Raw genomic sequence first — 13,460 nt, forward strand, 5'->3', positions numbered from 1 at the left:
TGAGTGAACCTGCCACTGTGCGAGCTCAGGGGAACCTCCGGTAGGTAACGCCGGGGTGTGGCGGCCTCGGCGAGACCGCCACACCCCTCAAGCGGTGTTCTGCATCACCTGTGCAGCGAGTTAGTTCTTGACCTCGCTGTCGGTGATGGTCAGCGGGGTGTCGCCGAAGAGCGTCTCGAAGTCGCCCGCCGTGATCTCCTCGGTCGCGCTGACGGTCTCCTGCGTCATTTCCTGCTGCATATCAGTCTCCCAATCTCAGGTAGGAAAGTACGGCCCGCTCTCACGAGCCCGAATGGACAATACCGAGAAATTTAAATACTGCCTAGATCGCATTTCTGGAAATAGCGCCGATTCAGGCGAGGTAACGCCGGTCAAGGCTTTTCGGAACGACCGCGGGATAGGTGAGAAGACGGCGTCGCGGCGGCGCTTCGTCGCCCGTGGCACCGACGGGCGTGAGTTCCCTGGCGTCCTCGGCGAGCGCCATGAGGCGTGGTGCGAAGCTCGTACGGCACTTGCGCGCGGACTCCTCCAGGCAGAAGGCCACGGACTCGTGGACGACGTTCTCGTCGCGGGTCACCAGGAAGATGAACCGCGGCTCCACCTCGCGCAGCAGCGTCTTGGGGATGCGCGCGGGGAGCGTGAGGGAGTAATAGCGCGGGAGGTCGACCAGGGGTCTGCGCTCCAGCCAGGACCGCCCGAAGGGGCGCAGGCTGGAGAACATGGCGAAGCTCCACTCCAGCTTCAGACCGGCCGGCACCAGCGCGACGTTGAGCAGGAAGGCGCCCCCGACGAGCAGGTGGGTGACCAGGGCTCCGGTGCCGGTCGGCAGGGCCGCGAAGGGCTGGGCGCTCAGGGCGAGGCCGCACAGATATCCGTAGACCAGGCCCTGGAACAGGTCCTTCCCGAGATAGCTGACGGAGCGGCGCCCGGAGGCGGTTCTGCCCAGCGCGAGGGCGATCAGGGCGCTGCCCGCGACGGACGCCCACAGGAGCGGCCCGCCGCCGGGGTCGATGGCCACCGAGTCCCGTGCGGTGAGGGCGATCACCCACAGGGCGAGGGCGAGGACGGAGAACGGGAAGTTCCCGGATACCCCGAACGCGCCGTGCATCAGGATCGCGGCGCACAGGCCCCATATCTCCAGGCCCGGCACCAACAGCGTGATGCCGACGGCAAGTTCGAGGGCGATCACCGCGTAGGGAGCGGGGCGAAGGAGCCGGGCGGACGGCTTGAGCCCCAGCAACCCGAGGTAGTGCGCCGTCACGACGCGTCCGGCGCTGCGCTCGCTGCCCAGATACTCCTCGTTGATCTTGAGCAGCGCCGCCGAGAGGTAGACGCCGATGAGCAGATCGCGGGCGACCGCCCCGTGCAGCTCCCACGGCACGAACGCGAAGAGCGCCGCCGCGACGACCCCGAGCAGGGCGTGGTCGGCCAGGCGTCTCTGGGTGGACACCATCCACAGGACGAGCAGCGCGACGGCGACGGCGCGCGCCGTGAGCGACTGCGGGACAAGGGCGAGCGCCAGCGCGGCCGGGAGCGCGACCAGTTGGGCGACGACGGTCGCCCAGCGCGGAAGCCGGACGACGAGGACGGGCGCGTAGTGGTACGCCACCCCGGAGAGCCCTTGCTCCCACAACCGGCTGACCTGGTGGAAGAGGACTCCGGCGACCGCGAGGGCGAACGGGGTGAGGGCGACGGCGTCGCCGGTGGACGCCGCCTGGACCAGGAGGCTCACCGGGCCTCCCGCAGGTTGTTGTTGAGCCGCTCGTTGCGCTGGAGTGTGTCGGCGAGCCGCTCCCACTCCCTGGCGTAGTGCCGTGCCACCTCGGCGGCGGCCCGCATGCAGTGCGGCGGCACCGACGCCAGCAGACGCTCGCCCATGGCCAGTTCACCGCTCTGGCCGTTGAGCCAGCGCAGCAGCGCACGCCCGCTGTCCGTGAAGCGGATCGAGGGGTCGCGGTAGAGGGAGACGGCGGCGCGCGGCTGGGCGCGCGCGGTCTCCGCCGAGGGCTCGGCCCGCTCGGAGACGCTCCGCAGCGGGCCTTCCTGGCAGGCGACCACAACGGCGCCGGTCTGGGCTCCCTCCCCCGGCACGGGCCCCGAGGAGGCCGGCGGGGCCTCCCGGTCCCGGCCCGTATCAGCCGGGTGGGCCGACGCCGCGCGGCGCATCCGGTGCACCGTACTGATGGAGACCCCCGCCTCCTCGGCGACGTCCCGGAGCGTGGCCTGCGGGCGTTCCGCGAGCAGGAGGCGGGCCTTCTCGCGGCGCTGCGACATGTCGACGGGACGGACCCTGCCGTCCCTGCCGACGCGAGCGGTCGCCTCGCTCACGCCGCTCGTGTCGTCGCCGTCTTTTGAGTGAGGAGATTCCTCACTCGAACATCTCCTTCGGGCGGCCCCCACGGTCTTGGGAGAGACCCCGCTGACCGCCGCGATGGCCCGGTCGGACCAGTGCGGATGGGAGGCGAGGATACGGACGACGGCCGCTCTGCGGTCCTTGAGGGTCAAGGGCAGTCCGTGGCGGGTGTTGGCCGCCACGGAGCGGACGAACAGGTCGGCCGACGAGCCCTCGACGTAGCGGACGGGCAGGTCGCGCGCGCCGCGCAGTATCGCGGCGCGCAGCCGGTGCATGCCGTCGACCACGCGGCCGGTGGCCTTGTGCACGAGGATCGGTTCGAGCTCTCTGCCGCTCTCCGCGAGCACCTGTGCGTGGTCGTGACACAGGCCCCCGAGACGCGGTGAATCCGACGGCAGCAGGGACGCCACGGGCATCGTGTGGATCTCTGAGTCCGGTTCGTCGAGCAAGCTTCCTGACCCCTCTCGAGCTGTGACGACATGCGCCCGCGCCCGGAGGCGGCCCGGAGCATGTCCGCATCTGGCCGTGTACGAGGACTGTTTGTCTTCTCCGATGTGCCGCCGGCCGATGGGTTGTCGGCCGATGGGTTGTCCGCAGATGGGTCGCAGATGGGTTGCCGGCCGATGGGTTGTCGACCGGTGGGTTGCCTTAGCCGCAGCCGGCTTCCGGACAACTCCCCGCATCAGAAAGGGACTTGCACCTGGCATGCGGAAGGCCGGTCGACCGCGCGGATCACGGCGTCGACCGCTCTGTGTCGTGGCCGCAGGTGAACCCCGGCGGTCTCACCCGGGTTCGCGGCGGAAATGAACACGTTGACACGGTCCTGGGGGCCGCGCCGCTTCTCTGACGGGGTTTATGCCCGGTCTCTCGTAGACGCAATCCGGTCGGCGTGGCGTGTGGTTGCTCTCCCGAACCCGGGAATGTGACCCCTTGCGCGGCGCACGCGCCCCGTGTGCAGTCTTCCCCTCCAGGCCACCGTGCCACCTCTCCGATCATGAGTGATGTCGCCAGTACCGCCTGCGCCGCTGCCTCTACTCCCCGGAGCCGACGCCCGCAAGAACATAACAGCGAGGTGACGGAGGCAGTGAGGCCCCGAAGGAGCACGGCTGAAACTCGTAGAACTGACGTCGGACGAATCCTCAAGGTATCGAGCACCCTTTTGGCTTCCGAAGCCTTGCCGCCAAGGGCTCCGGGACGCACTTCGGCCGGAAGTCGAAGGGTCTTCGCATATGCCGAAGGCGTGTGAACCACGCATGAAGGATGGCGAGTTTTCGGGCAGCCTTTTCTGAATATCACCTGCTTTCGCGGGGTAGTGGCGAGTCCCTCACCGTCCAGGATCTTCGTGAAGCGATCTTGTATCCGGGTTTGTCAGGTCATTCCGAGGATGGTGTGGAGCCGCTGGTGGTCGCGGCCGGTGCGGCAGCGGGCGGCAGGCCGGTGACGAGGTGGATCCGCTCGATCGCCGGTCTGCCGGTGCGCCGATCGCTCCGAGCCGCACGCGTCGCGGCGGCGGGTCCCCCAGCGCGCGCATCCCCGCGACCGCGTCCAGGGCCGCCCGCGCCAGCGGGACCAGGGCACGCCCCGCCGCAGGACTTCGCGGTGAGGTGGAGGACACCAGCGTGGTCCTGAAACCGAAGGAGTCCCCTCATCCATGGCGCCCGCACCTCGCTGGAAGCAACTGCTCGACGACCGGCTCACCGAGGCGGTCGACATGCTCGGCGCCGTCCCCGGCGTACACGGCCTGATCGTCGGCGGCAGTCTCGGACGCGATGAGCCCTGGCCCATGTCCGACATCGATCTCCTGCCCGTCTACGCCTCCTCCATGGAGCCGTCGCAGCGGGTGGAGGAGCGACGCAACGAACTCGTCGACCGGTGGGCCGCCTCCGGCCACGCACAGACGCTCGACCCCGGATGGCCGGCCTTCACCGCCCAGGAACAGCGTGACGTCCTCTCGGCAGGACCGTCCACGTCACGAAGCACCGACCCGACCTCCACGGACCCTGGAGCGACAGCCCGGATTCCCGCACTCGACCAGCGCCTCGCCCAGCTCCAGGAACTCCTCATCCGACTTGGCTGACTGGCGCTGCCCGGACCCATTCCGACAGTTCCCGTACCCGACCTCACCTTTACGTCCGACCAGCTCCGATCCGTAGAGCGTGCTCCAGTACGTCTGGGTCGCCGGTCCCGGTGCCGGCCTCCGGACCCGGCCCTACGGTCTGGCCCGCGACCGGGCCCGGGTCCGGTCGCGGAACCAGGCACCCGTCCCCACCAGCACCGCCGCCCCCACCCCGTACCGGGGCAGCCACATGGTCGTCGTGGCCGCCAGGCAGTCGGCAACGGCCGTACCCTCGTCCTCCCGCGCGAACGCCAGGGCTGCGTCGTCACTGCCAGCCAGGTTCCCCAGCGCGGCCTCCGCCTGGAGGGCCTGGTACCTGCCGAGCAGCTCGCAGTCGCCGCGCGTGCCCGGCATCGGAAACAGCCAGGCCTGGCGTTGCAGCAGGGGGGCGAGTGCGATGGCCACACACAGGCCGACGACCAGCGCGTACGCGACCAAGCCGCGCATGTACGCCGAGCGGATGCCCGGCGTCCACTCCGCCCGTCGCTGGAAGGCGAACATCACCGCCAGCAGTGTCACCCCGATGAACGTGGCGAACCACTGCCACGAGCCCTGGGCGAGCGCGAACGTCAGCACTGCGGCGAGCCCGACGCCGATGACCCCGGGAGCGGGAATGCCATCGCCTGTTACTGCGGATGCCGGCCTCGGGGGCACTCTGGGGCCGGGATCACTCACGGGCCTCTCCTGCACGGGAAGCCATCGGCATCCCCCGCGGGTCGTCGGGGCCCTGAGCGCCATGCCGTACGGGCCGGGTGTCCCGCCCGGACGGCCCGCTCCGCCCGGCACCGCGCCGCGTTGCCGAAGCGCCCGAGGACGTCCGGTACTTGGGCTCCCCTCTGTGGTCCTCAGCACACCGCAGGCATCCGTGTCCAGGCCGCCCACGAACAGCTCCGCACGGCGCACCGCCACCTCGTCAGCGGCTACCGTACGAACACGCCGTATTGCCCACGGTCACCCGAGGAGGACACCAGTGTCATCACCCTGCGACCCCCAGTACGCTCCTGCCGGCGATGTGGGGGTAGCACTCATGGCAATCGACTCTCGACTCAAAGCCGTCTACGACGGCCAGGCCGGGACCGACCCCGAACAGCGGCAATTGATGGACCAATTCGCTGCGTCACTGGGCCCCGAGGAAGCAAATGACGTGCTGGACGGCGCGTGCACGCTCATCTACATGTTCATGCAGTGGCTGCGGATGGCCTACGAACAGCACGACAGGGACGTCATCGAGTACGTGGTGCCCGGCTTCGTGGCCTCGATGCGCATGATGCCCAAGAGCATCCGTCCCGAAGCAATCCCCACCATGGCCGGACTGGTCGTCGCAGCCGGTACCGGCCTGAGCCCCAGTCTGTGGCGCAAGCAGTACGGAGACTGGACCGAGGGCGAGATGAATTCGCTGGAAGCCACGGCCTTGCTGCTCGCGGAGCACATCAACCGGCTCACCGGCGACCGCGACTTCGCCACCCGCATGGTCACCGAAGCCCTGTCCACGGCGGACCAGGACTGACGCGCAGCATCTCAGCCCGAGCCTGCCCCGTATCCCTGGGCTCCGGGGGCGTGGTCGACTCTGCTGCGCAATTCCTGGGTCAGGCTGTGAGTCGGTAGGCGAGGCGTTCGAGCCGGCTGCTGCGGGTGTGATGCTGGTCGTGTCCGGTCCAGTGGGCGTCGAGTCTGATCACGTTGAGTGCGGTGGCGGAGAAGGCGTGTTGGAGGCGGACTTTCGGTAGCCCGCGGTAGCGGGCCCGGCGTATGCCGGTGATGTCGAGGGCTTGATTGATAGTGCCTTCCACACCCGCTCGCAGGGCGTACTTGGCCTTCCACGTCTCGGTCTTCTGCTCGGCGCGGGCCTGGGTGAGGGCTTCTTCTGGCTCTCTGGGGCGCAGGGTGAGCATGCGGCGGCCTTTCGCGGAGCTGGTGCATTGGTCGCGGAAGGGGCAGGGGCGGCAGGTGCGGACGCCGAAGGTGATGACGATCGCGTCCGTTCCGTGCTGTTTCACGGGGTTCCAGTGCGCGCTGGTCTTGCCGGCGGGGCAGCGGACCTGGCGGGCCCTCCAGTCGATGATGAAGGCGCTCTTGTCGAAGCCGGCGTGGGCCTTGGCCTGGGCGGAATGATCCAGCAGAACCGGGGTGACCATACGGGTGCCCTGTTTCAGCGCGGCGGCGATGAGGTCGGCGGATGGATAGCCGGAGTCGAGGTAGTGCTCGGCGGGCCTGATGCCGTGCTCGGCCAGGCGCTGTTGGACCGGGGCGGTCGCTTTCACATCGGGCACGGTGGCATCGGTGGTGCACACGTCCGTGATCAGATTCGGTGCCGCCCGGACACCGGCTTCGGCTTCGGCTTCGGCTTCGGTGGGAGTGTCGCGGGTCTCGGTGAGATGGACCTTGTAGCCCATCCAGAACAGGCCCTCGCCCTTGGCCGCCCAGCGTGCGTCCGCGTCGTAGGGGGAGGCGAGGCGGCGATGACCGGGCGGGACACCCTCGTCGTCGGCGGCCCGCTTCTTGATCACCTCCCGTCCCCTGGTGTCGGTGCTCAGGTAGTACGTCTGGACGAGGATCTGCCGCAGGATCTGTACGGACTCGATCTCACGGATCCATGGGGGTGTGCCGGGTGACCAGGCCGCCCGGCACAACGCCAGCGCGTCCTGGCCGAAGACCTGCGCGAGCCGGTCGCGTTTCGTCTGCGAGGCGGGCATGCGCCAGCCGTCCACCCGCGGCCCGTACCGGTGAGCGAACTCGGCGACATCGACCTGCCCGGCCAGCCACGACGGCGCCGCGACAGCCAGGGCCTCCAGCGCCGCCCGCACACTCTCCCCGGCCAGCTCGAGGCGGTTCAAGTCCCGCACCGCACTGATCACATGGGTGGAATCGGTCCGCTGCCTGCCCCCGGCCGCGACCAGCCCCTCCTCCACGCAGTACTCAAGGAGACGGTCGAAGACCACCCGTTCCATGCCGTTGTCGGACAGGCGGGAACGGAACCGGCTCAGCACACTGGCATCGAAGCCGGTGTCCGTCAGCTCCGCCCCGAGCGCGTACTTCCAGTCGATCGCCCGCACCGCCATCGCCGCGGCCTGCCGATCGGTCAGATCCTCGGCGAACTGCAACACCGTGACCAGGCACAACACCCCCGGAGACAAACCCGGAGCCCCACGCACCCCGAACGCCGACGCGAACGGCTCGTCCGCGAAAACCTCCGCGAGCCGGTCTCGCACCCGTATCGCCAGGCTCCCCTGCGGGAACGCCGCCCGCGCCACCATCACGGTCTGCTCCGGGACTTCCGGCAGCCCCTCCGGCCGCATCGACATCCACACCACCCCCACGGCCGCACGACAGGACAACGACCGTACAGACGATCATCCCGTGCCCACCTTCACCCCCGCACGGAATTGCGCAGCAGAGTCGTGGTCGGCGTCAAAGTCCGAGTACTGGCCCGGCGGCCCGTCACGACCTGACAGCGGGGGCCGACCGCAGTCGCACTACGCCTCGGCCGGTTCTTTACGGGCAGGGCGCCTGAGCGTGCCCACCGCGTCACGTCGTGGCTGTCGGTTCGTTACTGGCGGTTGATCGCCCGTGAGATGCCGGCGGCGACGGTCGTGGCCAGGATCCACCCGGCAGCGGTCAGCGCGTACGCGAGCCATTGACCGGTGCCTCGTGGTGCGAAGGCGACGTCCTGTCCGAAGGCGGTGATCGGGACGAGCAGGTCGAGCGCGTAGACGACGGCGTTGAACGGCGGCGCCTTCTCCGCTTCGAGAGGTGCGGGCGGATGGGCTGCGAAGAAGAGCGCGCCGCAGGCGAGCAGCGCCATGAGCCAGAGGCCGGCGCGGAGTGGCCGGTAGCCGTAGCCGACGGTTGTGTCCTGGATGTAGCCCCAGACGCGGGTGTGCAGGGGGAGCATGGCACGGCGATGGCGTTGCTTGGCGAGAAGCACCGTGCGTGCTTCGTCCTCGTGTCCGAGCCGTCGGTAGGCGGTTGCGAGCTGCTCGTACGGCTGGGGGAGGTAGGCGTCGGTGCTGTGCCGGATCCAGTCGAGCCGTTCGGTGGCTGTCAGGGGGCTGGCGAGTGCGTCGTAGGTGGTATCGGCCAGTCGGAGGTCGGCGGGCCAGGTGTCGGGGGTGTCGTACAGGGTGCCCAGCTGGGCATTGCCGGCGTCGACGGTGCCGTCGATCGGCTGCCGGGTGCGCAGATCGGTCTCCCGGGCGCGAGCCAGCCGCAGGGACAGGGCGGTGCCGCCGAAATTCGTCAGCGTGGCATCGCGGAAGCTGAGCTGCGTGCCGATGCTGCTGCCGTCGAGCTTGATGCCGCCGTCGACGCGGAGCCCTCGGCCGAGGTCGAAGTTGCGGGCGACTGTGACGTCAACGGCCTCCAGCGCAACGCCTCCGGCGTTGTTCAGCCGGGCCCCACAGAATCCGATCGCCGCCGCGACCGTGGCACCGGAGAGGATGATCCGCCCTTCGGCGCTGAAGCCCGGGTGGAAGGTGAAGTCCCCGGTGATCCGGACGTGATAGGCGTCCAGGGCGTGGCCGCCGGGGTTGCGCAGGGAGGCGCCCTCCAGGTCGAACTCGCCGGAGACTGCGGCGCCGGTACAGCGGAAGGCTCCCCGGACCGCCAGGTTGCTGCACAGCACGTCGCCGCCCGCGACGAGGTGGACAGCGGATATCGCCTCGGTCCCGGGCGCGGTGATCACGGTGTCGCGGAGGTCCAGGTCGCTGTGGATCTGGGAGCGGGTGAGTACGAGGGGCCCGGTCAGGTGGCAGCGGGACAGGACCAGTCGGCCGTCGATCTGGGCCGCGTCGGCGGCGAGCCCCGGGAGGGCGCATCCGGTGAGGACCAGCTCGCGGATCCTGGCACCCCGGAGCAGGGGCACTTCGTCGAAGCGACATTCGTCCAGGACGACCGGCACGGGGATCTCGGCGAATTGCAGATCCAGCCTGCCCGTGATGCGGGCGCCGGTCAGGCGCAGTGCCGGGCGGTCGCCCGGGGCGGGGTCGGCGCCGGCGCCCAGCAGCAGCGCCGCAATGACCTCGGCCCGCACTGCGGGTTCGGCCGTTTGCGGGGCATCGCGGACATCGACAACGCCGCCCTGGGCGAAGGAGTTCCACAACTGACTTTCACCAGCGTTGAGTTCGTCGAGACGCATGACCGAAGATCATCCCGGTTCGAGCCCACCCACGACAAGACCCGTTGAAGCCCGGCCCTGCGAACGAGGCAGCCATGGGCATGCCGACGCCCATCAGCGGGCCCCTACACCGTGCAGGCGAGCACTCCGATACGCCTGCCGCCGGACCTGGCTCCGCTCTCCGTCCGGCTTGAGCCACGCAAGAAGCTCCCGCCTCGTCCGCCCCCATCGATCCGCACAATCCGGTCATCGATCCGGTCATCGATCCGCTTTGACCGTCGTGAGGATCAGGGGGCGGGTGATGAGGGCCTGCGGATGACAATCGGTTCTGCGGCCTCGGCGCGGGCGCGCGCCATGGCTGACTCGACCTCCTCGCGGCTGACTTCCTTGTAGAGGCGTTCCCCGTGGGCGTCGGTGATGTCGATGACGATGCCGGTCCACTCCTCGGCGGGCTCCTCCGGTACGAGCCCGAGTCGGTACTCGGCCTCCTGAAGCAGTTCCTCCGTCACCCGCACACCGGTCAGCCGCTCGGCGAGGGCGAGGACCGCCGCCTTGGTGTCCACGGGCACGCCGGTGTCGCCCTCGCCGTCGGAGAGATGGAAACCGACCTCACGCATCACCGGGTTGAGGGCGTCGGGGGTGCTGCCGTCCCTCGCCGTGGGCCACTCGAAAGCGGTCCTGAGCTGCCCGTCCTCGTACCAGTGGAACAGGTGGATGGGCTTCCCTCCGTTGCTGGAGTGCCCCACGGCACGCCCGCCGGCCGACAAGGCTTCCAGGAAACGCGGCTGCATCCCCACGCCGCCGTCGAAGTGCAGGACGAGCGTCCAGTCGCCGCCCGCGCCCGGCACGGTGAACGCGCCGGCGATGAAGGACTCGTAGCTGTAGTCCGTCGCTTCGAGCAGTTCATCCTGCTGCTCGATCAGCGCGTCCAACCCCGCGCCTATGCCCTGCGGCTCCGCCTCCATGACCCGCAGCACCTCCCCCGGAGCGACGCCGTGCACCAGGGTCAGGGCGTACCCGGTCTCCAGCGCATAGCGGAAGAAGGGGGAGGACCGTATCCAGGCGTAGTCATGTGCGGTCACCGAAGTCATGCACCACAGTCTGTCTGCCACCACTGACAAGGACATCCGCGTCGGGTCAGACCCCGGCCCGGCAGCCCGGCGGCCAACTCACCGGCCACGCCCCCTCACCCCCGAGATCCGGTGGAGTTCGCGTTGCCGAGGGCCCAAGCCTCGATGTCGCGGTAGTGGATCGGTCCTCGGCTCCGGCCGACGTTGCTGCCGACCAGGTGCAGCCGTTCGGCAGGCCATCGACGACCGGTGAATCCGGCGAACCTCTCGGCGATTTCTCCTGCCGAGGATCGATCTCCTCGGCGGGCACGGGCCAACGTCAGATGGGGGCGCAGGGGTCGTTCCTCGAAGGTGACACCGCAATTCTTGACGGCGGTACGCACATCGGCGGCGAGCATGTGCAGCTCGTCGAGGTCTCCGTCGATTCCGCTCCACAGCACCCGGTCGTCGAAGACTCCGCTGCCGCGCAGTGCCAAACGGAGTGACTGGTGGTCCGCCGCGAGGTTGGCGAGAGCCGGGCGCAGGACCGGAACTGTCTCGACCGGTAGCTCCCCGAGGAACGCCAGGGTGATGTGCCAGTCCTCGATGCGGTTCCACCGCATCCGAGGGTGTGTGTCATAGGCGGTGCGCAGTTCCCGGGCCAGTTCTTCCTTCGCGTCGTCGGGCGGGGCGAGGGCGATGAACACGCGAACAGTCGCGGGCTGATTCTGATCGTTCACATCGGACTTCGTACCGCATCCGGATAGTGGATGCGAAGGCCCGTGCCGAGGCCGAGTACAGGTACCGGGTGCCCGGTCCGGCCGCCGGGGAAGTCCCGCATGATGCACCCCGGCGCTTGACCTTGGCACAGTGACAAGGTCTTCACTGTGGCCGAGGAGGTGGTCCCGATGACCATGGCGAAACAGGACACCGATGCGATGCGCGCTGTCCAGGGGTTGGCGGACAGCCGCTCGGCAGTACGGCTGCGGGCGGCGCTGGCGGTCGGTACGACCCCTGACCCGCGATTCGTCGACACGCTCATCGAAAGATGCGCGATCGAACCCGAATTCTACGTGCGCGAAATGCTTACGTGGGCACTCACCCGCCACTCGGCATCGCTGACGGTCCCGGAGCTCATCGATGAAGTCCGCTCGGAGCGTACGCAGGCACGGAGCCAGGCCTTGCACACACTGTCCAAGATCGGGGATCGGCAAGCGTGGCCGGCGATCACACGGGCGGTTCTGTCCGACGCCGACGACGAGGTGGCGCGGAGCGCCTGGCGGGCAGCGGTCGCGCTCGTGCCCGAGGGTGAAGAGCCCGAGTTGGCCATGGTGTTGTCGGCACAGCTCGGACGCGGCGAACGCGAGACACAGCTGAGTCTCAGCCGGGCGCTGATCGCGCTCGGTGAGGTGATCCTGCCGACTCTGCACGCTGCGATGACGGATCTCGACCCCCGAGTGCGCGCCCACGCAATCGCCACGGAGCGGCTGTTGCGCGACCCGGATGCCGGATTCGAGTTCGCGATCGAGGAGGCGAAGCGCATCGTGGTCCTCGGAAGGACCGGCCAGGAGGAGTGACAGGCAGTGTTGATCGGTGATGTGGCACGGCGGTCCGGGGTCAGCGCCCGCATGCTCAGGCATTACGACGCGCTCGGCCTGGTGCGGCCGACGGGTCGTACCGGCGCCGGCTACCGAGAGTATTCCAGCGAGGACATCCGACGGATCTTCCATATCGAGAGCCTGCGGTCACTGGGGCTGTCGCTGCGTGAAGTCGGGCGCGCGCTCGATGATCCCGGCTTCACGCCCCCGGACCTCGTAGACGACCTCATCCGCCAGACGCGAGAACGCATCGCACATGAGACGGAGCTGCTCACGCGCTTGGGTCGGATCGGTGCCGCGGAACCCGTCGGCTGGAAGGACGTCCTCCAGATCGTCGCACTCCTCCAGGCGTTGGGGTCGAAGAGCGCCGGGACGCGCCAGCGCGCGGCCTTGTCCTCGGTCGAGGAGGTTCCGGTGCCAGTGGAGGCACTGGTGGAGGCAGCACTGAGCGAGACGGACCCGAGCGTCGCCGGAGCCCTTCGATGGGCTTTGGCGCAATCGGGCGATGACGCATCGGCGCTGCTGGCGGAGGGCCTCCGCTCACCAGCGGCCGAGGTGCGGAAGCGTGCCGTCCAGTCCATCGCCGAGATTCCGAACGATGAGGCGACCGCGCTGCTGCAGGACGCCCTCGCGAACCCCGACATCGTGGTCCGCAGGTATGCGGCTCTGGCGCTCGGGGCCCGTGGAGCAGCCGACGCGGTCCCGACCCTCATCGACATGGTCGTGGAGGCGACGAATGACGCCGATGCCGCCGATGCGCTGGGCGCGCTGGCGGGTCGTCCCGCGTTGGCGGAACAGATCGCTACCGGGCTCGTTGACCGCCTCGCCCACGGCTCCGTTGAACCGTCCGCACGCCGACGGCTGGCGCAGGCGCTCGCGGACATCCCGGGAACCACAGCGTTGCGTGCCCTCACGGATCTGTCCCATGACGAAGACCGTGCCGTTTCCCTCACCGCGACGTACATTCTCGGACTGCGAGACGCACGATGATGAATCCGTCCCCCAGTTGGTGAGAGCCCTGACCAGGGCATCTGCTCGCACGCTCATCAGTGATGGGGATGGACACGGCCATGGGGACGGGGACGGGGACGAGCAACGACACAGATCCATGATCGTCAAGGTGAACGGGAGCCACCCCCATCGGGTGACATCGTGATCAGGCTCGTGCGGGGTGGAGTGTCCGCGCCGGCACGGGAGCGGGGCGGCGCTGGTCCGTGCGGCACCGGGCCCT

Annotated in this window: 11 protein-coding genes; 4 read left to right on the forward strand and 7 right to left on the reverse strand. The window is 69.1% G+C overall.

The window, feature by feature from the left end:
- Positions 1–352: 352 nt before the first annotated feature.
- Both OG520_RS41625 and OG520_RS41630 read right to left on the reverse strand, forming a co-directional pair.
- Entirely contained in the window at positions 353–1,732 is a 1,380-nt protein-coding gene (locus OG520_RS41625; protein ID WP_331748385.1) for a hypothetical protein, read from the reverse strand.
- Positions 1,729–2,802, reverse strand: coding sequence for a helix-turn-helix domain-containing protein (locus OG520_RS41630; protein WP_331748388.1), 1,074 nt, complete (start codon positions 2,800–2,802; stop codon positions 1,729–1,731). The genes OG520_RS41625 and OG520_RS41630 overlap by 4 nt, the downstream gene beginning before the upstream one ends.
- A 1,202-nt stretch (positions 2,803–4,004) precedes the next feature.
- On the opposite strand from OG520_RS41630, the gene OG520_RS41635 reads away from it, so the two are divergent.
- Positions 4,005–4,430: a nucleotidyltransferase domain-containing protein gene (locus OG520_RS41635; protein WP_331748391.1), complete on the forward strand. Its 426-nt coding sequence runs from the start codon at positions 4,005–4,007 to the stop codon at positions 4,428–4,430.
- A gap of 132 nt (positions 4,431–4,562) precedes the next feature.
- On the opposite strand, the gene OG520_RS41640 is transcribed toward OG520_RS41635, so the two are convergent.
- The gene (locus OG520_RS41640) at positions 4,563–5,144 is read right to left on the reverse strand and encodes a hypothetical protein (protein ID WP_331748394.1); all 582 of its coding nucleotides are present in this window, start codon (positions 5,142–5,144) and stop codon (positions 4,563–4,565) included.
- A 295-nt stretch (positions 5,145–5,439) separates the two neighbouring features.
- On the opposite strand from OG520_RS41640, the gene OG520_RS41645 reads away from it, so the two are divergent.
- Entirely contained in the window at positions 5,440–5,976 is a 537-nt protein-coding gene (locus tag OG520_RS41645; protein ID WP_331748397.1) for a hypothetical protein, read from the forward strand.
- Positions 5,977–6,055: 79 nt separating this feature from the next.
- Here the strand turns inward: OG520_RS41645 and OG520_RS41650 are convergent, their stop codons facing one another.
- The 4 genes from OG520_RS41650 to thpR all read right to left on the reverse strand — a co-directional run bounded on the left by OG520_RS41650 (position 6,056) and on the right by thpR (position 11,371).
- A complete protein-coding gene (locus tag OG520_RS41650) occupies positions 6,056–7,771 on the reverse strand; it encodes an IS1182 family transposase (protein ID WP_331748400.1) in 1,716 nt (571 codons plus the stop codon).
- Between the two features lie 245 nt (positions 7,772–8,016).
- Positions 8,017–9,603, reverse strand: a complete 1,587-nt coding sequence (locus OG520_RS41655; RefSeq protein WP_331748403.1) for an oxidoreductase — start codon at positions 9,601–9,603, stop codon at positions 8,017–8,019.
- Between the two features lie 266 nt (positions 9,604–9,869).
- Positions 9,870–10,673: a DUF6461 domain-containing protein gene (locus tag OG520_RS41660; RefSeq protein WP_331749543.1), complete on the reverse strand. Its 804-nt coding sequence runs from the start codon at positions 10,671–10,673 to the stop codon at positions 9,870–9,872.
- A 95-nt stretch (positions 10,674–10,768) separates the two neighbouring features.
- A complete protein-coding gene (gene thpR, locus OG520_RS41665) occupies positions 10,769–11,371 on the reverse strand; it encodes an RNA 2',3'-cyclic phosphodiesterase (RefSeq protein ID WP_331748406.1) in 603 nt (200 codons plus the stop codon).
- 168 nt (positions 11,372–11,539) lie between these two features.
- Here thpR and OG520_RS41670 point away from each other — a divergent pair, with 168 nt between their 5' ends.
- Together OG520_RS41670 and OG520_RS41675 are read left to right on the forward strand one after the other, a co-directional pair.
- Positions 11,540–12,208: a HEAT repeat domain-containing protein gene (locus OG520_RS41670; RefSeq protein WP_331748409.1), complete on the forward strand. Its 669-nt coding sequence runs from the start codon at positions 11,540–11,542 to the stop codon at positions 12,206–12,208.
- A gap of 6 nt (positions 12,209–12,214) precedes the next feature.
- Complete coding sequence (locus OG520_RS41675; protein WP_331748412.1) at positions 12,215–13,219, forward strand: HEAT repeat domain-containing protein; 1,005 nt, start codon at positions 12,215–12,217, stop codon at positions 13,217–13,219.
- The last annotated feature ends 241 nt before the right edge of the window (positions 13,220–13,460 follow it).

This window comes from Streptomyces sp. NBC_00984, from assembly GCF_045162475.1.
GTDB lineage: Bacteria > Actinomycetota > Actinomycetes > Streptomycetales > Streptomycetaceae > Streptomyces.